This is a genomic window from Parasphingorhabdus sp., assembly GCF_059726685.1.
This window is the reverse complement of record NZ_AP041068.1, coordinates 1189178-1212422: the sequence shown is the minus strand read 5'-3', so window position 1 is coordinate 1212422 and position 23245 is coordinate 1189178. Positions and strand designations below refer to the sequence as shown.

Sequence of the window (23245 nt, the reverse complement as noted above, 5' to 3'; positions counted from 1 at the left end):
TTCTCTCCTCTTATGTGATTTCCAAATAGGTTTCGGGGCGACGGTAACCGCGTAACTTCTCGTCCAGCTTTCGCGCCAGAGCAAATAGATCCGCCTCGCATCCTTTTGGCGCTAAAATCTGGAGCCCCAAAGGCATGCCATTGTCGTTAGAACCGGACGGAATGGTAATCGCGGGAAGGTCTGCAATATTGGCAAGACAGGTATAATCAGCCTGATTGGCCGGTGCATCTTCGCTATGCGGAAAGGCACCTTGCGGGGCGGTCGGCAAGATGCAAAAATCGTGTTTTGAAACCAGAATCTGCATCGTTTCAGAGGTCTGTTCGAGAATTGCCTGATCCTCATCCCAATCGGCGGCGCTGCGTTTTGGCCCATAGGCGAGCAGTTTTTTCAAACCATCAGAAAGCTTGCTTTGATCTTCGTCGGCAAAATGCGTGGCCATGGCTTTCGTTGTTTTGATAAACCCGGCAAACCGAATGCGCGACAAAGGATGTTTCAGCTGAGCCACAGCAATGGTTTCCCCTGCCCAGCGCATGATATCTCTGAAATTTTCGATAACCTCAAGTTCGCAATCAACACCCGTTTCAACCAATGTCGCCAGCGATCCGGTCGTGGCCTGGTCCTCACCGAAATCGCTAATGACCCGTGCGGCCTTTTCGAGCAGGTCTAAATTTCGCGCCAGCGGTCCGATGCAGTCCAGCGATTGTTCCGCCAGCTCCATACCATCCTGACTAATCGCCGATTGTGCGGGTTTAAATCCGTACACCCCGCAATAAGCAGCCGGTATCCGCACGGACCCCATTGTGTCCGTGCCCAAAGCGACATCGCATAGACCAGCCGCAACCGCGGCTCCGCTGCCGCCAGATGAACCGCCGGGCGTATAACCGTCCTTGTGCGGATTATATGTCTTGCCGAACCATGGATTGTCGGTCTTCGCGCCCAGCGCGGCCTCCTCCATGTTCAGCATTCCTATCATGGTCCCGCCAGCTGCCCGAAGCGCTGCAACCACCGCAGCATCTTCGCTGGCAACGCGATCACGATAGAGTTCGCAGCCGGCGGTCCAGGGCATGCCTCTAACCGCGATATTGCCCTTCACACCGATGGTGACCCCGGCCAGAGGTCCGGCACTACCCGTCGCGTTCCGATCAAGATCGGTAAAGGCGTTTAGCGGCCTGTTGGCCGTTTCCAAGGCATCCCAGTCGATCACAAAGCTCGCTCATCAATCAGGCGAATAGGCTTCTGGCGCGTATCAATTTGCGTATCCTTTGCAGTCCCTCCGGCATCAACCAATGCCACACCGACTTCAATACCAATGCCCTTGCGCAACAGTTCCGCAAGTTCCGTTTGGCTGCTACTGCCTTTGCTTTCCAGCGTGACATGCATCTCGTCTCGCCCTGTATCATCGCGCGTGACGCGGCAGACATATTCACCGGTCAGGTCATTGCGTCCTTCGATGATGGCACCAATGGCATGCGGGAATATGTTGATACCGCGCAGTTTGACCATATTGTCGCTGCGCCCCTTGAAACCGGTAATCCGCTTGAACACCATACCGGTGGCGTTGCTGTCGGTGCGTTCCTCGGTAATATCATGGGTGTTGAACCGGATACAGGGCGCGATATCGTCCTTGAACAGGCAGGTCACGACCATGTCTCCAGTCTCACCAGCCGCCACGGGCGCACCGCTATCGACATCAAGCAATTCCAGATATTGTGCATCTTCCCATACATACATGCCGTCACGTTCGGGGCCTTCGCCCGCAATGCTGCCGGTATCGCCGACACCATACCAGTCATAGGCCTTGGCCCCCTGCCAGGCCGCTTCGGTCGAGGCGCGATCTTCGGTCCCCAGATGACCGATAATCATATTCAGATTGATCCGGTCAAACAGTTCCTCTGCGGCAGCGACATCAGCTAGCTTGCGGATATAATCGACAAAGCCGACCATGCAGCTGACATTGAAATCCGCCATCAGATTGACCTGATTGATCGACCGGGTTTCAATGCCAGTCCCGGCGCTAAGGAACAGGGCGTTGGTAAAATGCGTCACCGCCTCGCGAATATAATGCCCGCCATTGATCATGCCGTGCCCATAGACGGACTGCACCACATCATCGCGCCCCAGACCCATCCAACGATACATCCGGCCGACCAGCAAATTAGTGATCTCCCGCCCCTTTGGCCCAAACATCAGCGGTTGCGGACGGCCGGTTGTTCCCGATGTCGTGTGGAACACCACTGGCGTGTCTCCGCGCCCGTCAAAATCCCCGTAAGGCGGATAGTCGTTGACCGAGGCCATCAGATCGCTCTTGTCATAAACCGGCAGCTTGGTGATATCTTCCAGGCCCTTTATGTCGCCGGCTTCTATACCCTTATTGCCCCACAGGCGCTGATAAAAGGGAATCTCCCACCCGCGTTGCATCAGCTTCAAAAACTGTTTGTTTTGAATCGCAAAAAGCTCGTCACGAGACATGCCAGTATAGCGCGCAGTGAAAGCATCACCGACGGGATAGTCGGCGAGCATCTGTTTGGCATCAAAGGCTTCGAAATAGGTCGGAAAAGTCATCGGGGCTCCGTGGCATAAGCTAGAGGGTCATCAAATATTCTGGGGTCGCAATTTTTACTCGCGAGCGAATGGGCGAGATCGCGTTTGGATTGTGTTTGAGCTGCCGACATAGGCGCCGTCGGGCTGCCGAGATTATCTGTGATCGTGCGTTCGATGGTGCTGCCATCTGAGAGCACAATGCTGAGCTTTTGCGGTGCCAGGGCATTATGATCAGGGTTATCGTCGATACGCACGGTCACTTGCTTGCCAAGCTTAACAAGATCGGGATTGGCAAATTCCTGCTCATGGAAACAACCCGGATCGATGATCTGGTCACGCAGCATGAGCGGCACCAGAAACGGCAGGCAAAGCCGCGCATAGCTGGGCGTAATGTCAGATTTGTAAGCACGCCCGACCAATCGGTGGATCAATGGCGGTGCAGCCACATCAACCGACTCTACCATCGTCGGATCGAGCGATCCGTCACGGATCATATCATCAATAGCGCCCAGTATCCCATGACTGGCCCGACCGGATGGAAAGGGTTTTATGCTGACTTCCTCAATCAGCCAGCCGCTACCAATGCTATCGGTATAGCGCGTCAGATCACCCGGTTCGAAAAGCTTGAAATAGCCAAATGGTCCCTCAAGCGGATCATGCGGACCATCCATACCGGCCATCGCCAGATCAACCGCGGTGACTGCCGCGCGGGAAGCGTTGGCGATCTGTAAGGGCAGTGCAATAGACGCCTCGACATGGGCCTGCATGGTGCCTGCGGCTTGGGAGTAGGCCAACCCCATGACATCGGCAAATTTGTCGGCTGGCACGCCCTGCAGTCGTGCCACGGCCAGGGCCGCACCGATAATGCCAGCGGTCGCCGGACGGAAAAACTGCATGGCGCCAGTCGCCGCCACACCGATACCGCTGGCGATATCCACACCGACTGCCAAAGCGGTTAAAAAATGCTCAGCTTCGCATCCACCGACCCGATCCGCGCTAGCGAGCAAGGCCGCCGTCACGACCGACATGGCATGCACAACCGCGGGTTCATGCACGGCGTCCCATTCCAGACAGTGGATCGCAAAGCCGTTAAACCACGCGGCCGATGGGGCCGGCAGTCGATCTGTGAGTCCAAGCAACCGCGCTTCATCCCCGGCGCCCCAAGCGCGGACAGCGGCCAGCAGGACTTGCGCTTCCCCTGACGATGCGCCAGCTGCGCCGCCAGCCAGTGTGTCGCCCAGCAACCGGAGTGCAGCCGCTCTCGGTCTTTCAGGCAGGGTGTGTTCGGCAGTAGCGAAATCAAGAATTTGCTGGGTCGCGCTCATGACAGCCACTCTGATAGCATCTCATGGATCGCGGTTGGATCATCGCCGTTTAGCGCCAGATCAATCGCCCGATCCGCCTCTTTCTCGTCTAGCCCGCCCCAGGCAATGAGCGCCCGCGCTTTGTCGATAATGCCCTCTTTCGGCAATGGTCGTTCGGGGTCACCTAGCGTGTCGGTCAGCTCCACACTTTCTCCGCCACATGTAACCCGTGCACCATAATGTTCGGGATAGCGGGCGGTTATATCGCTGGCTTCCGAAACCGTGACACGGGACCGAGCATCGGTCAGAGCTGCGATGGCATCGGGTTCAAAATCCACCAGTTGCGGCACACCGCGTTCGGCTACCACAGCCACAGCATGCTGAAGCGAAAATTTCGCATCGATGACGCTTTGCGGATCGGGGCGGTCACAAAAGCTGATAGCATCGGCATAGGTTTCGACATGGATATCTCCGTCAAGCGACCCCTGCTTGGCCTTGAGTTCCAACGCTGCATCAATAGCCGGATGGGCATGACGGCAGGCACCCCATGGCTTGAAGCTGACTTCATGAATCCGCCATTGATCTGGGAAGGTCATCGGTTTGGGTTTTTTGCAGGTGGCGGCGTATAGGCCCTGTGGGCCTTCGAGGATGAAGCGAGGACCAGTTAAGCCATGGGCTGCATAAAAACCGGCACTGCCCCCCGCAGCCATAGATCGCTCAATATGCCATTGCTTCGTATCAGATGTTTCATTTCGCATCTGCCATAAGCCACCGGTCGTCGAACCAGCCAAGCCCATAGCAGAAACCAGAGTTTTTTTATCGCCACCATATAAATCAGCTACTGCCGCAGCAGCGCCAAACTGCCCTGCGGTCGATGTATTATGATAATAAGCATAGTGTTTATCATCAAAAGTTGCACCGACTGCAATCACCGCCTCGTAGCCCCGAACGGCGGCATTCAGCACTTCCTCCATTAGATAGTCTTGCCCTACCATCAAAGTAGACCAGATGACCGGGCCGGGATGTAGGATCGAAGAACGGTGAATATCGTCCATCTCCAGGACATTGCCGAGCATTGCCACAAAAGTTGACACTTCATCGTCGATATTCTGGTTCAGTTTCAGAATGTCACTCTGCCGCGCACCGGCCACACAGCCCAACCAGTCGAGCAAATGCAGCCGCGCCCGTTGCCGGGTCGCCTCATCAACAGGGCGCATCAAATGAGTCGCCAATTTCTCGGTCAGGCTCTCTTGCGTCATAGCGGCACCCGTCCTAAGACGACCCCATGTCCGGGAGAGAAAAATTGGCCGCGAAAGCACCCGCTAAATCCAAAAGCTCGTCCAAGAAAAAACCGCGCTATCTGGAACTGGCCGACGAATTGCGTGAAGCGGTATTGCGCGGTGACTATCCTGATCCCGGTGATTTTCCGACCGAATCTGTCCTGTGCAAAAAATATGATGTCAGCCGCTTTACGGTCCGAGAAGCTTTGCGGAAACTCACCGCCGAGGGCCTGATTACGCGCAAGCGGGGTTCCGGCACGGTTGTTCAACCGGCGACGGCCCGCGCCGGTGCGCTGCATCAGCCGCTCAGCAATGTTGGTGAGATTTTGCAATATGCGCGCGATACCACCATTGCTTTTGAAAAGAAAAAAGCGGGCGCCATTCCCAAAGATGTTGTCGAGCAAATTGGCGCTAAGGCCGAAGGCGACTGGTTTGCCTTTCGCGGCAAGCGGATGAAGCCGGGACGCAAGCGGCCGATTGCGGTGACAGAGGCCTGGGTTCACCCCGAGCTGGCCGATGCGGTAGCGCAAATTGACGTCAATGCTACCACCTTGTTTGGGCAGATTGAAACACTCGGCGAAGTCAGTGTCGCCCGTGTGACGCAGGATATTCAGGCTATCAAGGGCACCAAAGACATTCTCTCGGAGCTTGGCCTGGAAAAGGGTGATCCGGTGCTGCGCATCCTGCGCTGCTATTTTGATGAAAGCGACCGGATGTTCGAAATTTCGGCGAGCTATCATCCCGGCGAACGCTTTGCCTATTCGATGCATATCGAGGTGGACTAAAGCCCGCATCATTGCGGTTCATCCAGGGTCGGTGCATCTTTCGCCTGCCAATCAGTTTCCGATGCAAAGCGGAAAGACGGCCCCATTTGATGGCTGCCATGCGCCTCGATCAGCAGGCCGCGTTCGCGCAAAAAATCCTGATCCAGTGCTTCGCGGAAATCCAAAACAGGGGAGAATGCGACGTCCTTGTCAGCAAACCACTCAACCCACTGATCGCGCGTTTTGGTCGCGAAAGTTTCCCGCAAGAACGCAACCAGTGGCGCTTGCCCGTCACCCGGCTCCGCTTCGGCAAGTGGCAGCAGGTCCAGCCGGTCCAGCGCGGTCAAAAGATTGCGCGCAAATTTGACTTCACGCGCGCCCAAGACGACATGCCGCTCATCTGCGGTCTTATAGACATTGTAAAATGCCGCGCCGCCCAATGACCGTTGCGATTGGGATTTTGGCGACTCGCCGCCAGCAATGGCAGACCCCGCAATATGGGCGCTCCAGGGCAGCATCGAGTCAAACATCGCGATGTCGATATAGTCGCCCTCGCCTGAACTATCGCGCCCGATCAACGCCATCAATACCGCCGATAATCCGTTGAGGCCCGCGGCCATATCCGCCGACGGTACGCCGGGCACGACGGGTGTGCCATCAGCACCATCATTGACCGACAGAAACCCTGACAAGGCCTGCACGGCCAAATCATGCGCCGGATGATGCGCCATTTCACCTTCCTGTCCAAAGGCGGAGATCGAGCAATAGATGATGCGCGGGAAACGCTCTGACACAGTGTCATAGTCAAAACCCAGCCTTTTCATCACGCCGGGCCGAAAGCCTTCGATCATCACGTCGGCATCGGCCAGCAACTCCCAAAGCTGCGCCCGCCCTTTGTCGGATTTCAGATCAAGCGCCATCGCCTGCTTGCCGCGATTGAGATTGCGGAACCAGACCGACTGGCCCGCCTCCATCGGTTCCATTTCCCGTGCAGGATCACCGGTCGGGGGTTCGACCTTGATCACCTCTGCGCCATGGTCAGCCATCATCATACTGAGCATCGGGCCCGGCAGAAAAAGCGAGAGGTCAACGACCTTGATGCCGGTTAGTTTGGCCATAAGCGTATCAGACTATCCCCTTTGCGCGCAGATCAGCAATCGCATCAGCATCATAGCCCGCCTCGGCCAGCACGGCATCACTATCCGCCCCAAGCAGGGGCCCTGCCCGGTTTGGCAATCGCTCGCCATTCAGCTTGATCGGGCTGGACAAGACATTCATGTCCGCACGGTCGGGATGGCTGACTGTGTCCCGCATGCCAATGGTCTTGAGCCATGGGCTATCCAGTGCCTGATCGAGGTCATAGACCGGCGCAACCGGCATCAGACCCTGAAGCAGGTCGAGCCAGTACGCGACCGGTTGCGGCGCGAATATCTCGCTCAAAACGTCCGACAGGGCTTCCCGATTGGTCAGACGATTGGCCGGCGTATCAAAGCGCGGATCTGTAGTTAGTTCCTCGTGACCAATACGTTCGCATAATATGGCCCAAAATTTTGGCAGCTGCGCCATGACAAACATCCAGCCATCGGCGGCCTTGAACATCTGGCTCGGCGTCGCGGACGGGTGCGCGCCAAAAGGCGCACGTCCTGTGACATCATCTTCATTCATATACCAGAGCGCCGGATAGCTGGTCTGGTGAACAGCGGCGGACAAGAGGTCGACATCGACATCACAGCCTTCGCCGGAACGCTGCGCATCCAGCAAGGCCGCAAGCAAACCAACGGCTGCCATTGTGCCGGTCATGAAATCAACCATCGACAGGCCAAAGCGCACCGGCGGCCCGTCAGGATCACCGGTCAGCGCACAAAAACCGGCCTCGGCCTGCATCAGATAATCATAGCCTGGCCATTTCGACCGCTCATTACCTCGTCCATAAGCCGAGATATGAGCGCAAACGATCGCCGGATTGACCGCTTTCAACGCATCATAGTTGAGACCGACCTTGTCCGGTACATCTCCGCGCAGATTATTCGCCACGACATGCGCGTCTTTGGCGAGTGTATGAAGCACCTGCTGTCCTTCTTCGGTGCGCAGATCGAGGGTCAGCGAGCGCTTGTTCAGGTTGAAGCTCTGAAAATAGAGACTTTCCTGTTCGCGCAGCCAATGCGGCCCGACATGGCGCGCTGTGTCACCGCCTTTAGGCGGTTCGATTTTGATAACATCCGCACCCATCTGCGCGAGGAACATCGTGCCATATGGGCCCGCCCCATATTGCTCAGCGGACAGGACACGAAAGCCCTTTAGCGGCTGCTTAACGCTCACGCAGGGTTCCTCTTGACCCATTGTTTGGAAATAATCATCCGCTGCATCTCGTTAGTCCCCTCACCAATACACATAAGCAAAGAATCGCGATAATAGCGCTCAATTTCATATTCCTTGGAATAGGCATAGCCGCCATGGACGCGCATGGATTCTTCCGAATTACGCACCGCAGCTTCGGAGGCGAAATATTTCGCCATGCCCGCTTCAAGATCACAACGCTCCCCTCGGTCATAAGCTTCCGCCGCATCGAGGGTCAGCAGGCGTGCTGCTCTTGCACGGGTCACCATTTCACCCAGTTTCAACTGGATCGCCTGATGTTCAGATATTGGCTTGCCCATGGTTTCGCGCAGCTGCGCATATTCGGTCGCCAGCCGGAGCGAACCCTCAGCCAGGCCAACGCCCCGCGCCGCGACGTTGATGCGGCCCAGTTCCAGACCGCCGGTGGCCTGAAAAAATCCTTGCCCTTCAACACCGCCAATCAGATTTTCTGCCGGGATCCGATAATTATCAAATACCAGTTCCGCGCTATCGATGCTGTTATAACCCAGTTTTTTGAATTTCTTGCCAACCGTAAAGCCCTCACCCTTCGGTGCGATCATCAGGCTCATACCCTTATAACGCGGGTCAGCCTTGGGGTTGGTTTTAACGAGCAGCGCGAAGCAGCTTCCGTTAATCCCGTTGGATATCCAGGTCTTGGTCCCGTTGATGACATATTCATCGCCGTCGCGGATCGCCGTGGTGCGGATCGCCTGCAAGTCCGTGCCAGCATTGGGCTCGGTCAAGGCCAGCCCGCCGCGAATTTCGCCGCTCGCAAATTTGGGCAGCCATTTGGCTTTCTGCTCTGCCGTACCAAAACGCTCAACCGCACAGGCCATGATCAGGTGAGAATTGAAAATTCCGGTAATCGCCATCCAGTGCGAAGCGATTTCGGCAACGATCTTCGCATAGCTGGTTGCCGGGAGGCCGAGGCCGCCATATTCCTCGCCGATGGTTGCGCCGAACAGGCCCATATCGGCCATTTCGCCAACCAATTGCTCCGGCCATTTATCCTCATGGTCATGTTCCATGACCACGGGCTTTACAGACCGGTCGATCCATTTCTGGATTGCATCCATGAAAGCCTGTTCTTCTTCCGGATCAATCATATGCTGTGCATTATCAATTGCCGTTGCCATTATTGTCGCTCCTGAGTGTCTTAAAACTGGGGTCCCCTCCCCCTTTTTTCTAGTCGTCTGCGCCGCCAAAGCCGCGCTTCCAGATCAGCATGGTGCGTTCAAATGTGCACACGACTTTATCGTCTTGGTTTTTGCCAATCGTCTTGATCGTCACAATGCCCTGTTCAGGACGAGACGAAGATTCGCGCTTTTCCAGCACTTCGCTCTCTGCATAAAGTGTATCGCCAGGAAATAGCGGATGGGTCAGGCGGATCTTGTCCCAACCAAGATTGGCCACCGCTTTCTGGCTGGTATCCGAAACGCTCATCCCGACCATCAACGCAACGGTAAGCGGAGAGCAGACCAGCGGCTTTTCAAATTCCGTTTTCTTGGCAAATTCATAGTCGAAATGCGCAGGATGCGTGTTCATCGTCAGCAAGGTGAAGTGCACATTGTCGGTATCGGTGATTGTCCGGCCGGGACGATGCTCGTAAATATGACCGACTTCAAAATCTTCAAAATAGCGTCCGAATGTTTCGCGGAAACGGCCCGGGCTGACTTCTATAACTCCATCACGCATATATTTGTCCTTGTTGATTAAACATTCTGTTCTTCTGTTTTATCCGGCTGCTGCCGCGATATGCCTGTATCGTTGCATAACCGGAGCCTCCAGCATACGCCCATTATGGCTAATCGCTTTGCCGCCTGCTGCATCAAATGCATTTATTGCGTCTATCGCTTCGGCCACTTCAGCCTCCGTCGGTTTCATCGCCTTGGCAATGGCAGCAATCTGTTTTGGATGGATTGCAGCCTTTGCATGAAAGCCCATTGCTTTTGCCCTGGCGGATTCTTCTTCCAGCCCGGCCTCATTTCCCATATCGATATAGGGAACATCAATCGCGGCGATCGCCGCCGAAGCGCAGCAGAGGATAAACGCACCGCGTGCTGCCAGAAGCGGCTCCCATTCCAGTTTCGTTCCAAGCTCCGCAGAAAAATCTCCGCCACCAAACATCATGCCAGTAACGCCAGCGCTGGCGGCAATCTCGTCGCCAGCACGCAAGCCTTTGACCGTTTCGATCAGCGGCACCAGACCATCAACCCGGTCGCCCAAGATACAATGGGCAATTTCAACCTCGGCAGCACTTTCCACCATCGGCAGGAAAAGCAGGGAGGGAAGATGATCAGCGGCCGATAGCGCAAGCAGATCGGCCAGACCCGACGCAGTCTTTATACCATTGATTCGCACCGCGGTTTTTGACCGGTCGAGCGTTTTCAGGCCATCCAAGACAGATTCGCGGGCGCTGTCTTTTTGATCTGCAGGGACCGAATCCTCAAGGTCGATACAAATCAGATCTGCACCGCTATTCGCTGCTTTTTCAAAGCGTTCGGGTCGATTGGCAGGCACAAAAAGGAAGTTGGTAAAACCGGTCATAGGGTCCATTATCATGTTCGATCAATATTACCTCTTCACAATTTGTCCGGACAAATATAAAGTCAACCAGAAAGTGAAATTAATTGCATGATCACTCGACATGATTTTTAGGGAGAAGCGTGAAATGAATCGATTTTTTAGGCAAACAGCTCTGGCGACGATGATGGCATCTTTTGCTTTGGCCAGCCCTTCTGCAGCGCGGATGCTTGACCCGGAAAAACCGGAAGATGCCTTGGAGATCATGAAGCGAACACAATGCGGGACCGCTGATGGCGTACCGGCTGTTTATCACTGGTCGGGAAAAGTCTATTCCCGCGTACAGGGTGAACCTGATCGGCATCTTTATAATGGCGAAGGCATGAATATCCGGCAATGTGTGCGGATTGAAGACCCCAAACGTGGTGTCGGTTACCGGCAGGTCAGCCGCGAAGTCATGTTCTATCTTGATCCCAAGACCAACGAGGTACTGCGCACATGGGATAATCCCTGGACGGGAGAGACCGTCAAGGTCATGCAAATCGCCAATGATCCGGTTAACAGCCGTCCCAACTACCCATATCGCGCCGATGGCACGCCTTACACGCTTCCCAATATCCGGCAGCAGGGCAACTGGATGTTCATGCCGATCGAAGTACCGCTCTTCTACCACAATGTTTTGGCGGGCAATTATCAGGATTATGTTGGCAATAAATATCACGCAATGGAGATTTTCGACTTCACGATGCTCGCAGACGAAATTCTCGATACCAAAAACCCAACCGCCTATCCGTCGATCAGCTGGGTCCGGATTTCAGACTGGATGCCATGGATGAAAATGCGCGGACGGCAAGGACAGATGGTCTTTAACGCAATGGGCGCGAAGCTGAAAAGCTATGATGAACTGCCGGATGTGATCAAGGATGAGATTGCCCTTAACTATCCAGAATATACCGCACCGCCTCCTGGCGATGATCCGCGCAAGAATGAAACGACCTGGACCGTGTTCAAGAAAATGATTGATGCGGAGCGGGCAGCCGAAGCGGACAAGAAATAACGCTTCGCGTCAGAGTTTCTCCCTGGGGGTCGGCCAATATGGTCGGCCTCTTTTTTTGCCCTAAAATGGCTTGATATTGCCGAGAAACGCCGTGGCGAGCAGCAACAGATAGACGATCCAGACCCAGATGCGAGTGGTGTCCATTGTCTTACGCAACGGAATTTCGGTTTCATCCGATGATCCTTCCGCAATCAGTTTGCCAAGCTGTGGGCCAACTGGCTTGAATGCAACATCGATCATGATGGCTGCAGCGAAAATCAGGCCGAACATGAGCGCCTTGGTCGCGAGCCATACCGGCATAAGCGGCTCGCCTTGCACCAACGAAAGAGTGCCCAGGCCAAGGTAAAAAGCGGTTAGGCCGATTTTCAGTACAAACTCGATTTTCCGATCCCGTGCAGCGCGCTCGGTCTGGTCATGGATATGCGCATCCCAGACCAGCCACAGCCAGACAGCCCCGACGACCCAGGAGAGTGCCACACCCCAGACCGGCACGTCCCACCAGCCCCCGGCATCGACCATCGTTATCGTAAGTGGCACCATCAAGGCCCAGGCGGTGCGCGGCGTCATGTCAAGATTGACGAGCAGTTGCAGCAGAATCAAACGCTGCGGCAGATCATATTTCTCCCGCTTGCGAAAATGCTGGCCGAGCATGAAGACGCCGACATCAGCACCGAGCCACAGGACAAACAGCAGGATGTGGACAAAGACCAGCAGCTGATAAAAGGAAAAGTTGAAAAGTTCTATCATCGCACCGGCCCCTGTCTGTTACCTGATCATCTCATGATCATATATGTCCGGACAAATTGCAATGCCCATCCGGAAATCCCAACAGATTGGTTAGTCCATGACCCGGTGTTCGTCGCACAGGGTTCGCTTGAACAATTGTCCGTCCTTGAACCAGTGCCACGTCCGCGCCCGGTAGTTGCCATCGTCGCCGAGGCAGATAATCTCATAGAAATTCGCACCAGGATCATCCTTGCGGTTCAGGTTGAGCAGGACGAGTCCAAAGTCAGTTTCCCATCCGCAACCATCGAAACTATCATTGTCCCACCACAACTTGCCATCGCGCAACACACCGTTGAGGGTCGATCGATATTCGCGGCCATCATCCCACCGGAACAGGTTTTTCTGGATATAGGCGTAGGGGCCGTCATGCGGAAAAATGCATTCGACGCGCGCCTTGTGCCGATCGACCAGTTGATTTTCCGTGTCGACATGACGGTAAATACCTGTCCAAACGCCTTCATGCTTCATCATACCTGGCATGAGATCGGTCAGTATCGCCTTGGTCTGCGCTGTCACGGTCATCCGCCCCTGTTGCTTAAGATTTTGCATTCGTTAGGCGACGTGATACTCGCCTGCTAACAACCATCATTGGCTTTTGCACAGCCATTGATTGTATCATATCTGGAGAGGAATATTGATGACCGAACCCGACTTGCGCCAACGCTTCATCAAGCCATCGATGGATCCGCAGAAATTGCAGCATTTTCTGTCCGTCTATGACACAGGCAGTTTTTCCCGCGCCGCCAGCAATAATGATGTCAGCCAGCAGGCCGTTTCCAAAAGCGTAGCGAAGCTGGAAGAGACACTCAGTGTGCGGCTGTTCGAACGGGGCGCGTTTGGCGCTGAACCCACACAGTTCGGCCATGCGCTGGCCCGCCGCGCCAAAGTCATTACCGCCGAAAGCCGGCTCGCAGCTGCAGAAATCAGTGCCATGCGCGGTGCGGATCGTGGCTATGTACGCATCGGCCTCGGCTGGTCATTCCTCACCCGCATTGCCCCGATGGTGATCAATCGTTTCAGTGAGAAACAGCCAGGCGTGACGCTGAGCATCACCTCAGGCGACACCAAAACGCTCTACGAGAAGCTGCTGCGCGGGGAGGTTGAATTTGTCGCCAGCGCCCCGCCCTCCGATCTCGAAATCGACAACGCCATCGACACGACGGAGATGTTTGAGGATCGAGATGTCATCATGATGCGGCGCGATCATCCGCTCGCATCAAAAACCGACATTACGCTGGAGGATCTGTCTTCACAGACATGGCTGGTATCCATGCAGCTCCAGATGCAATGGCAGCGTATCTGCAACGTGTTTCTTGCTGCCAGCCTATCCCCACCAGCCAAATATGTCGATATGGATTCGGTCATCCTCGCCAAATCAACCCTGTTGCAAAGCGACGCGGTCATGCTGCTCGCCAAGGAATTGTTCGCAACGGAAGAGGAACGCGCCCAATATCATATCATTGAGGGGACAGAGTTTCCGGTCGCCCGTACCGCCTATTTTGCGATTCGCCGTAATTCCTTGCTGCAGCCGGCAGCCCAGAGCCTGAAAAACGAACTGGTCGCCGCCTGCCGATCTATTGTCGGCATCAATCAGTTGCGCGGGATGACTGTGGCGGAAAAGCCATAGACCTCCGATAGTTCATTTGGTTGTAGATAACGCACTATTGGTTGTTAGCGCTAACCCTATCAAGAAGACTAGCCAAGACTCCTAAAATTTGTCTGGACAACTTGAATGCACATCAAGCATTCTGTTCATGTCCGGAACCAGGGAGACGAAAATGACAACGCGCAAAGCAATCTATCGAAATACTGCCATTTTTGGATTGACGCTAACAGCTTTGGCCGGCGCGCCCGCCCATGCAAATGACGGCGATCAATCAGATGCAGCTGAAACCAGCGATAACGTCATCATCGTGACCGCCCAGCGTCGTGAGCAAAGCATCCAGGATGTTCCGATCGCGATTTCCGCTTTTACCCCAAAGCAGCTCGATACTTTGGCGGTGAAGAAAACCATCGATCTCGTCGATACCCTTCCCAACCTTGTCGGCAGCAACAACACTTCGCTGGGAAGTGCCAATGTCTACTTCCTGCGCGGACAAGGTCAGGATGAATCCTTCCCGACGTTCGACCCCGCCGTAGGCACCTATGTCGACGAGATTTTCTATGCGCGCCAGAACGGCAATAATATCGCCCTGTTCGATATTGAGCGAACAGAAGTTCTTCGTGGCCCTCAGGGAACCCTGTTTGGCAAGAACACCACCGGCGGCGCTATCAATGTTGTGCTGCGCAAGCCCGGTGAAGAATTTGGCGGCTTTGCCGAGGCCAGCTATGGCCGGTTCGATGAAGTGACGTTGCGCGGTTCTGTTGATTTACCGCTATCAGAACGTGTCCGGTTTCTTGTCAGCGGATTCTATGTTGATGATAATGGCTGGCTGGAAAACACGGCCCTCGACCGCAATATCAATGACCGCAACGCTTATGGCGGCCGCATCGCCATTGACATCGACCTGACGGACGATCTCAACTGGTATGTCGTTGGCGACTATATTCGCGATAGCGGAACGAACATTACCGGCCGGGATGTCAATCTGGATACCGACGCTGCCACCGGGCCAATCAGAACATCTGGCAACTATGGTGATGTTGATCTGGTATCAACCTCCATCCTCCCCCTGGGGCTGGATGCCGTTTTCCCGGGCGCCGTGTCCAAGGCGGATTATGGCAGCCTGACCAAATCCTATAACACGTCATCCAATCTTACATATCAAATGGACAATGGATCCATTTCGTTGATCATGGGCTATCGCAAGGTTGAAAATGACTTTCTGGTAAATTTCCCATTACCGCAATTTGATGCGTTCATGCAGTTTCCATCACCTGCCAATCCGGCGCTGGACGATATTTTCATCATCGACAATATTGGCGATTTCAAACAATATTCGGCTGAACTCAAATATAACGGTTCGCTGTTTGACGATTTCCTCAACCTGACAGCTGGCTTGTTCTATTTGAAAGAAGAGAACCGCAGTGACTTTGCCGCCTATTTTGCCGGGCCGACACCATCACGCGATCGGATAATCAGCAATGATACGGAAAATATCGCTGGCTATATCCAAGGCGATTTCGCGCTCTCCGACCAGATTACCGCCACAGCCGGTGTGCGTTACACGGATGAGAAAAAGGACTTTCGCATTTCGGATAATCGCCCGATCGGTGATATTACAGACCTGACTACGGCAAACATGATTGCGCTCGGCATTCCCATCGACCAGCGCGAGAAAGTTTGGACACCGCGCTTTGCTCTGCAGTTTGAGCCCGATGATGATTTGATGTTCTACGCTTCTGCCACCCGTGGTTTCCGCTCCGGCGGCTGGAACGCTCGTGTCAATACGGCGTCCGGACTGCAACCCTTTGGATCGGAGAAAGTCTGGTCTTATGAAGCTGGCACAAGGCTGAATTTCGGTCGTGACTTCTCCATAGCTGCGACCGCCTTCTATCTCGAGGCCAAAGACCTGCAGGTCAACACGGCCATTGCCCAAGGCGTATTTGCCATCGGTAACGCGGGTAAGTTGCTCAATACCGGCCTTGAGGTGGAAGCGTTTATTAGTCCGGTTCGGAATCTGAATCTCTACGCGGCGCTGGGTATCATGGATGCCCGATATGAAGCCAGTGAGGCCGATATAGCCGCTTGTGTTCCGCCGAATGGAACCGTGTCGGTTTTTGATGTGAATTGCGAACTGATCGAACCTAAACGCAGTCCGGATGCTCAAGTAACGCTGGGCGGATCCTATGATATCGAAATCGGTGATGCGATGATCAGCCCGCGCGGCAGCATTCGTATGGTATCGGATCAGGAAGTATCAACCCGCGGCGTTGGCCCGGCAGATGGCTATGTTCTCGTAAACGCTGGCATCGACTTCAAGCCCTTTGGAGATCAGCTGAACCTCGCTGTCGAATGTTCCAACTGCTTCAACAACCGGTATCTGGTGGCCTCTTTCGGCAACCAGGACACCTATTTCAACCAGCCAGGACGTTGGACGATAAGAGCCACCTATAAATTTGGTGGCCGTGTCAACTAGGACGATCAAGACACAAGGAAGGAGGCGGGTCAGCAATGGCCCGCTTTCTTTTTGCGGCTTTTTCTGGCGTAAAGGACAAATCACGCTATACAAAATATGTCCGGACAAATTTTAGAATCGCCGAGGGTGCATGACTGACAACGAAACAAGCAGTAGCGAATTTGCCATGGGCTGGAAGGTCTTGCTTGCCGGCGTCCTCGGTGTCGCCTGTGGGGCATCGCCAATACCCTTCAACGTCATCGGCTTCACGGTCGAACCGCTAATTGAAGAATTTGGCTGGACCAGGACCCAGATACTCTTTCCGATAACGATTTTCGGCATTATCGCGTCTTTACTTGCGCCGTTTTTCGGATCGCTAGCGGATAAATATGGCGTTCGCAAAGTTGCTCTTTACTCGCTGCTAGCCTTTGGCCTGTCTTTCGCAGCTATTTCATTGACCCCGACGGCACAGGTCACATCGACCCTCTATATCTATTATGCCTTGTGGGTACTTGTCGGCTTGATCGGCATTGGTTCGACGCCGGTCAGCTGGAGCCGCGCAATCAATCTGTGGTTCTACAAAAATCGTGGACTTGCGCTGGGTATATTGCTGCTGGGCACCAGTCTTGCCGCTATCACCGTTCCCAAGCTCGCGGTTTGGGGCATCGAAAACTATGGCTGGCGGGCGATGTTTGCCATTGTCGCGGCCCTGCCCCTGTTTGTCGCTTTACCGCTCGGCTATTTCCTGTTCCGCGAACCGCGACCGGAAGAACGACCCAAGGCAATTTTGAGCGATAGTGGCAACCTGACCGGCGTCACATTGCGTGTAGCATTGAAAGACTATCGTTTCTGGCTGATCTGGTTGTCTATTGCGGTGATAGCCACGGCCTTTGGCGGCGCGTTCATCAATCTGCCGACAATGCTTGGTGACCGCGGTCTGGACGCCCAAACGGCAGCATCCGTGATGGGGGTTTTGGGCATCGGCATATTGTCGGGCCGGATCATTACCGGCGCCCTGCTCGATCGGTTCTGGCAGGGCTTTGTTGCCTTTCCGTTGCTCTGCTTGCCAGCCATCTCCTGCTACGTCCTGCTCGGCGACAGCATTACCTTTACGATGGCCGCTATTGCCGGCTTCCTCCTGGGCTTCGCGGCAGGCGCAGAAAGCGATCTGATCGCCTATCTCACCGGGCGCTATTTCGGCATGGCCAATTATGGTAAAATCTATGGCATGCTTTATATGCCCTTCGGTTTTTTCTCGGCCCTGTCACCGATCATCTACGCCAGCGTACGCGACAATATGGGTAGCTATGATCCGATCTTGAGCGTTGCGATTTTTGCCTTCGTAATTGGCGGCGGCCTACTGCTGTTCCTCGGCCGCTATCCGGAGAACTTCCCTGAAACTGATCCTTCCCCCACAGAAAAACTAGCCACGGAGCCAAGCTGATGGCCACGAAAGCCAATCCCACAGCCATAGAATTTATTGCCGATACAGGCGCCGAAGTCCTGACCGATTCAGAAACGCTCAACTTCTATGCCCATGATGTCTATCAACGCGGTGCGGATCTGCTGGCGGTGGTCCGGCCCAAAGACAAGAATGAACTGTCGGCAGCAATTGCTGCCACCACGGCTCAGAATATCCCGGTCGTCCCACGCGGCGGCGGGATGAGCTATACCGGCGGTTATACAACACAGAAGGCTGGCGCTGTATTATTCGACCTCGCTGCGATGGACCGGATACTGGAGATTAACGAGACCGATATGACGGTCACGGTCGAGGCGGGCTGCACCTGGGCGAAATTATATGAAACGCTTGCACCGAAAGGTTTACGCACGCCGTTCTGGGGAACCCTTTCCGGGCTGAAGGCATCGATTGGTGGCGGGATGAGCCAGAACTGCCTGTTCTGGGGTTCCGGTCGCTATGGCACCGCGGCACAAAGCTGTATCGCCATGGAAGTTGTGCTCGCGGATGGCACGATCCTGAAAACCGGTGCGGATTTCACTCGGCCTTATGGTCCCGACCTGACCGGGCTTTTCCTGGCCGACACCGGCGCACTTGGTATGAAAGCAACGATTACGCTGCGCTTGATCCCTGAAGCTGAGGCTCATGGCTATGCCAGCTTCACCTTCGAAAAGCACGAGGACATTCTCTCGGCGATGGGCGCCATCGAACGTTCCGGTGTTTCGACCGAATGTTTCGGCTTTGACCCCAGTCTGAACGCCATTCGCATGCAACGCGACAGCCTTGGCAGCGACGCCAAGGCATTAGGTCAGATGATGAAGAAACAGGGCAGTGTCTGGGGCGCGATCAAAGAAGGGGCAAAGGTTGTTGCCGCGGGCCGCGACTTTATGGACGAGGCGAAATTCTCGCTCCATGTACTGACCGAGGCGCGTATTCAGGCGGCGGCGGATGATGACCTGGAACGGGCACGAAAAATGGCTTTGGATAATGGTGCGACCGAGACCGAGAACACCATTCCCAAGATCATTCGCGCCAATCCGTTCGGGCCGCTCAACAGCATGCTCGGCCCGCAAGGCGAACGCTGGGCACCGGTTCACGGTTTGCTGCCGCATAGCCGGGCGGTTGCCTGTTACGATGCGATCCTGAGGTTGTTCGAAGATCATAGCGAAGAGATGGACCGGCACGGCATCTTCACCGGCATTCTGGTATCAGCAGTGAGCGGTTCCGGCGCGATTATCGAGCCTTGCCTCTACTGGCCGGATGCGTCGAACCCGGTCCATCAGGCAACTATAGAATCTTCACATTTCGCAAAGCTGCCGACATTGGAAAGCAACAGCGAAGCGTGGGAGCTGACCCAGAAACTGAAACAGGCGCTTGTCGACCTGTTCCATGATCAGGGCGCGGCGCATTTGCAGATCGGGAGAACCTATCGCTACCGCGACAGCCTTGACCCGGCCGCCGATGGCGTGCTGCAAGATTTGAAAAAAAACCGTTGATCCAAAGGGGCTTATGAATCCGGGTTCGCTCGGCCTATAGAACGAGATGGACTTTGACCGCAGACAGATGATGGCCGCGGCACTTTGCGCCACCGTCACAACACCTGTTTTAGCCTCGACCGGAAAATATGATAAAGATAGCATTATGACCGAAACGAAAAATTACGCCGCCGTCGCGATGCAACTGGCTGCCCGTTCGATTGAAAGGACGCCGGACAAGGCGTCTGCTCGCGCGCAAATGCTGGCGATGATCGGCGAGATAGAGACCAAGATTCGCTCGGCGACGATTTTCATTCAGCAATATGGCGGCAGTCCGGTCAAGCTGGCGGTGCTGCCCGAATATCTGCTGACCAGCTATCCGGGGCGCATTTCCATCCCCGATTTTGCCGACAAAGCTGCGCTGGAAGTGGATGGCCCGGAATATGAGGCGCTGGGTGCAATGGCGCAGCGTTTGAAAATGTTCATCGCCGGCAATGCCTATGAAGTGGATGCCAATTTTCCCGGCATCTATTTCCAGAGCAGTTTCGTCGTCGCACCGTCGGGAGACGTGGTGCTGCGTTATCGCAGACTCAATTCCATGTTCGCGCCGACGCCGCATGATGTCTGGACCAAATATCTTGATATCTATGGCCTCGATGGTGTGTTCCCGGTGGCGAGAACCGAGATCGGCAACCTCGCCGCAATCGCCTCGGAAGAGATACTCTATCCCGAAATAGCCCGCGCCCATGCGCTGCGTGGGGCGGAAGTTTTCGTACACAGTTCTTCGGAAATCGGCTCCCCGCTCGACACGCCCAAAGATATTGGCAAGCGGGCGCGGGCGCAGGAAAATATGGCCTATGTCGTCTCGGCCAATACGGCAGGCATAGAAAATACGACCCTGCCGCTGGCCTCCGCCGACGGCAACAGCATGGTGGTGGATTACAAGGGCCGGGTAATGGCCGAGTCGAACAGCGGTGAGACTTTCACTGCCTTTGCGGATATCGATTTGGGTGCACTAAGGGCCGCCCGCCGCAAGCCGGCAATGACAAATTTCCTGGCGCGCCAGCGCCTGGAGCTTTTTGCCGCCACTTATGGTAATTTGTCCGTACAAAAAGCCGATGGTTTGATCGAGGTCAATGAAGTGAAGACCCCGGACCGCGATTATTTCCTGCGCACTCAGGAAGAAACAATAGAGCGCATGATAAAGGAGGGCTTGATATGAGCAAAACAGTCCCGAACGACCAGAAACTGGACGTCGCACCACCCTATAACGCAGTGGCCCGGCATGGCGTATCTCCGCAGCCGTCCCACGACGAAATCGCGCGGTTTGATTTCCTCGCCAATTTCAACAAGTTCATGGCGAGCACGTTAAGCCCCGGCAACAAGCTGGCTTATGACAAGCGCGTCCTGCCGGCTTTTTTGAAAGAACATGGCCGGGAACCGCAGGATCGTTTCGAGATTCGCCATGCAATGAACAAGGACCCGTTCCACAAATTCTGGTCCGCGCTAAAACGCAACTCGATGGAGATGCGCCAGCAAAATGGTCGTGCCATTGTGCTACGCCAGATTGATGAGCTGAACGCCAAGGCCCGGCAATATAATGAGGGAGCCCAGGGTGTTAAAAGCACGCTGGAACTGAACCCGGAAATCGCAGTACCGCGCTATCAGTCGGCCGTGGACATTCATTGCATGCCGGGCAGCTATCATGGCGAAGAATTGCCCGGAGATGTATCGGCTGGAGCCAATTATGACTGCGGGATTTTTGCGACGACCGGGGGCGGTCTGGGCGCTCTGACCGACGGCGGTGGACAGGCGCTGGTCGATTGGATCAAGAAAGAGCGCCCTGGCTGGGAACCCCGCCGGGTGCTCGATATCGGCACCACCGTTGGCCACAATATCGTCCCGCTGGCGCTGGCTTTTCCAGATTGTGAATTTATCGCGATCGACACGGCGGCCCCAATTTTGCGCTATGCCCATGCCCGCGCGCAATCGCTCGGCGCGACCAATATCAAGTTTATTCAGGCCAATGCCGAAGATCTCTCCCGCTGGGATGACGGCATGTTTGACTGGGTCCAAACCACGATGTTCTTGCATGAAACCAGCGGCAAGGCTTTGCCCAAGATCATCGCCGAGGGCTACCGTGTCCTCGCCGACAATGGTTTGATGCTGCATCTCGAACAGCCAGAATATTCCGATGCCATGCCGTTGTTTGAGCAGTTTTTGCGCGACTGGGATGCGTTCAACAATAATGAACCTTTCTGGTCCTCCATGCATGCGCTGGATATGAAAGACGAAATGGTCAAAGCCGGCTTTGATCGCGATGAGCTGTTCGAAACCGGGGTCCGCGCCGTTGTTGATCGGGAGATTTTCCCCGAAGCACCAACTGGCGAGGACGAGGACCATGGCCGGGCCGCCTTCTGGCATGCTTATGGTGCCTGGAAAAATGCCGACCAGATGCAGGAGGCCGCAGAATGACCGAACAAGTTTTCGACTGGATGGCCGCGGCCAATAAAAAAGCCAAAGGCAAGCGCCCGGAATATTTTGACGATCCCGAGGACGAACGGATGCTGTCCATCCTGATGGCAGTTGTCGGCGAAGTGTCTGTACTGCGTGAACGTATGGATACGGTCGAACGCCTGCTCGACGCCAAGGGGACGATCAGCCGCGATGACATCGAAAGCTACACGCCCGACAAAGAGGCGGCCTATGAGCGCGGTGCGATGATCCGTGAATATATCTACCGGGTGATGCGCGGGCCGCATCAGATGGTCGAGGAATTGCAGCACGCCGAACCGCCTGTGGAAGAGGTCAGCAAGGAGCTGAAGGAAATCTAACAGCATCTCTTATCACGAGAATGAAAAAAGCCTGCCCAACAGCGATGTTGGACAGGCTTTTTCTGAGGAACTGGGTCGTCAGAACGGTTTGACCGCTCCCAGGAAACAGACGCCGGCAATTGTGATCCAATAGATATAAGCGGCAATTCTCGCTTGCCCGATTTCCCGTTCGAGCGCGGCCTCTTCCGCTGCATCGGGTCCTTCGGCGAGTTTGCGAAACCGCACCGTCCAGCGACGCATGACAACTCGCAGGAACAGGCCAATACATAGCGCAAAGGCATAAAGGCCGATTTTGGCCGGATACCAGTGATTGCCCTCACCCGAGATAACCGGGCCGGAGCCTTGAAAAGCCATGAAGGCGACAATGAACAAGACCGCGATAAGCGGATAGCGGAGCATCTCTTCAGTCTTGGTCACCTTGACACCGATATCGGTCTCGCGCTTGATGAAAGCAGTCCAGGTCATGGCCAGCCAGATCGCGAAAAATAGCCACATCCACCAGATGCCAGCGCCATCCAGAAAGGGCACAAAACCGTATAGCTTGCCCATATGCAGCCCTAGCGGAAGCAACAGGACAATGCCGGTGCGCGCCAATATGTCGATCCGATAGGCCGTTTCCATATGCCGCCGCCGCTCTTCCAGCGACAGGTTGCGGTTCGTAACATTATAGCTGGTCTGGAAAACACCCCATTCGCCGCCCAGCCAGTAAACCATCGCCAATATGTGAATCCAGCGCAATATGCTCAGTTCATTTGTTGTGAGAAATTCCATTACCAACGTTCTCCCAGACCGCGTAAATAGCTATC

At 55.0% G+C, this 23245-nt stretch carries 21 protein-coding genes; 9 read left to right on the top strand and 12 right to left on the bottom strand.

Annotated elements, in window-relative coordinates:
* Positions 1-10: 10 nt before the first annotated feature.
* From AC6I9Z_RS06035 to AC6I9Z_RS06020, 4 genes are read right to left on the bottom strand one after another with little or no spacing between them, the layout of a single operon-like run.
* On the bottom strand, positions 11-1204 hold the full coding sequence (locus AC6I9Z_RS06035; RefSeq protein WP_461454305.1) for an amidase: 1194 nt from the start codon (positions 1202-1204) through the stop codon (positions 11-13).
* Positions 1201-2562: a phenylacetate--CoA ligase family protein gene (locus AC6I9Z_RS06030; protein ID WP_461454303.1), complete on the bottom strand. Its 1362-nt coding sequence runs from the start codon at positions 2560-2562 to the stop codon at positions 1201-1203. The genes AC6I9Z_RS06035 and AC6I9Z_RS06030 overlap by 4 nt, the downstream gene beginning before the upstream one ends.
* Positions 2559-3866, bottom strand: a complete 1308-nt coding sequence (locus AC6I9Z_RS06025) for an MmgE/PrpD family protein (protein WP_461454301.1) — start codon at positions 3864-3866, stop codon at positions 2559-2561. Before AC6I9Z_RS06025 ends, AC6I9Z_RS06030 begins: the two co-directional genes overlap by 4 nt.
* On the bottom strand, positions 3863-5104 hold the full coding sequence (locus AC6I9Z_RS06020; RefSeq protein WP_461454299.1) for an MmgE/PrpD family protein: 1242 nt from the start codon (positions 5102-5104) through the stop codon (positions 3863-3865). Before AC6I9Z_RS06020 ends, AC6I9Z_RS06025 begins: the two co-directional genes overlap by 4 nt.
* A 44-nt stretch (positions 5105-5148) precedes the next feature.
* Here AC6I9Z_RS06020 and AC6I9Z_RS06015 point away from each other — a divergent pair, with 44 nt between their 5' ends.
* Complete coding sequence (locus tag AC6I9Z_RS06015; RefSeq protein ID WP_461454297.1) at positions 5149-5910, top strand: GntR family transcriptional regulator; 762 nt, start codon at positions 5149-5151, stop codon at positions 5908-5910.
* 8 nt (positions 5911-5918) lie between these two features.
* On the opposite strand, the gene AC6I9Z_RS06010 is transcribed toward AC6I9Z_RS06015, so the two are convergent.
* From AC6I9Z_RS06010 to AC6I9Z_RS05990, 5 genes are read right to left on the bottom strand one after another with little or no spacing between them, the layout of a single operon-like run.
* Positions 5919-7007, bottom strand: coding sequence for a CaiB/BaiF CoA transferase family protein (locus AC6I9Z_RS06010; RefSeq protein WP_461454295.1), 1089 nt, complete (start codon positions 7005-7007; stop codon positions 5919-5921).
* A 7-nt stretch (positions 7008-7014) separates the two neighbouring features.
* The gene (locus AC6I9Z_RS06005; protein ID WP_461454293.1) at positions 7015-8208 is read right to left on the bottom strand and encodes a CaiB/BaiF CoA transferase family protein; all 1194 of its coding nucleotides are present in this window, start codon (positions 8206-8208) and stop codon (positions 7015-7017) included.
* Positions 8205-9383 (bottom strand): acyl-CoA dehydrogenase family protein, encoded by a 1179-nt coding sequence (locus AC6I9Z_RS06000; protein WP_461454291.1) that lies wholly within the window; start codon positions 9381-9383, stop codon positions 8205-8207. The genes AC6I9Z_RS06005 and AC6I9Z_RS06000 overlap by 4 nt, the downstream gene beginning before the upstream one ends.
* 49 nt (positions 9384-9432) lie before the next feature.
* Positions 9433-9942, bottom strand: a complete 510-nt coding sequence (locus tag AC6I9Z_RS05995) for a MaoC family dehydratase (protein WP_109355237.1) — start codon at positions 9940-9942, stop codon at positions 9433-9435.
* Positions 9943-9981: 39 nt separating this feature from the next.
* Entirely contained in the window at positions 9982-10794 is an 813-nt protein-coding gene (locus tag AC6I9Z_RS05990) for an HpcH/HpaI aldolase/citrate lyase family protein (RefSeq protein ID WP_461454289.1), read from the bottom strand.
* Between the two features lie 124 nt (positions 10795-10918).
* On the opposite strand from AC6I9Z_RS05990, the gene AC6I9Z_RS05985 reads away from it, so the two are divergent.
* On the top strand, positions 10919-11827 hold the full coding sequence (locus AC6I9Z_RS05985; protein ID WP_461454287.1) for a DUF1838 family protein: 909 nt from the start codon (positions 10919-10921) through the stop codon (positions 11825-11827).
* A gap of 60 nt (positions 11828-11887) precedes the next feature.
* On the opposite strand, the gene AC6I9Z_RS05980 is transcribed toward AC6I9Z_RS05985, so the two are convergent.
* Both AC6I9Z_RS05980 and AC6I9Z_RS05975 read right to left on the bottom strand, forming a co-directional pair.
* Complete coding sequence (locus AC6I9Z_RS05980) at positions 11888-12574, bottom strand: hypothetical protein (RefSeq protein WP_109355235.1); 687 nt, start codon at positions 12572-12574, stop codon at positions 11888-11890.
* Between the two features lie 90 nt (positions 12575-12664).
* Positions 12665-13135 (bottom strand): hypothetical protein, encoded by a 471-nt coding sequence (locus AC6I9Z_RS05975; protein WP_461454285.1) that lies wholly within the window; start codon positions 13133-13135, stop codon positions 12665-12667.
* A gap of 115 nt (positions 13136-13250) precedes the next feature.
* Between AC6I9Z_RS05975 and AC6I9Z_RS05970 the strand changes: the two genes are divergently transcribed.
* From AC6I9Z_RS05970 to AC6I9Z_RS05940, 7 genes are all read left to right on the top strand, one after another.
* Positions 13251-14240: a LysR family transcriptional regulator gene (locus AC6I9Z_RS05970; protein ID WP_461454283.1), complete on the top strand. Its 990-nt coding sequence runs from the start codon at positions 13251-13253 to the stop codon at positions 14238-14240.
* 151 nt (positions 14241-14391) lie between these two features.
* Positions 14392-16692, top strand: a complete 2301-nt coding sequence (locus tag AC6I9Z_RS05965) for a TonB-dependent receptor (protein ID WP_461454281.1) — start codon at positions 14392-14394, stop codon at positions 16690-16692.
* A gap of 130 nt (positions 16693-16822) precedes the next feature.
* Positions 16823-18115, top strand: a complete 1293-nt coding sequence (locus AC6I9Z_RS05960; protein WP_461454279.1) for an MFS transporter — start codon at positions 16823-16825, stop codon at positions 18113-18115.
* Entirely contained in the window at positions 18115-19626 is a 1512-nt protein-coding gene (locus AC6I9Z_RS05955) for an FAD-binding oxidoreductase (protein WP_497811275.1), read from the top strand. The genes AC6I9Z_RS05960 and AC6I9Z_RS05955 overlap by 1 nt, the downstream gene beginning before the upstream one ends.
* Before the next feature lie 145 nt (positions 19627-19771).
* Positions 19772-20827 carry a nitrilase-related carbon-nitrogen hydrolase gene (locus AC6I9Z_RS05950; RefSeq protein ID WP_461454275.1) on the top strand — a complete coding sequence of 352 codons (1056 nt, stop codon included), beginning with the start codon at positions 19772-19774 and terminating at the stop codon, positions 20825-20827.
* Complete coding sequence (locus AC6I9Z_RS05945; RefSeq protein WP_461454273.1) at positions 20824-22080, top strand: class I SAM-dependent methyltransferase; 1257 nt, start codon at positions 20824-20826, stop codon at positions 22078-22080. The genes AC6I9Z_RS05950 and AC6I9Z_RS05945 overlap by 4 nt, the downstream gene beginning before the upstream one ends.
* On the top strand, positions 22077-22439 hold the full coding sequence (locus tag AC6I9Z_RS05940) for a hypothetical protein (RefSeq protein WP_461454271.1): 363 nt from the start codon (positions 22077-22079) through the stop codon (positions 22437-22439). The genes AC6I9Z_RS05945 and AC6I9Z_RS05940 overlap by 4 nt, the downstream gene beginning before the upstream one ends.
* 78 nt (positions 22440-22517) lie before the next feature.
* Here AC6I9Z_RS05940 and AC6I9Z_RS05935 read toward each other — a convergent pair whose 3' ends face one another.
* Positions 22518-23210: a hypothetical protein gene (locus tag AC6I9Z_RS05935; RefSeq protein ID WP_461454269.1), complete on the bottom strand. Its 693-nt coding sequence runs from the start codon at positions 23208-23210 to the stop codon at positions 22518-22520.
* Between the last annotated feature and the right edge of the window lie 35 nt (positions 23211-23245).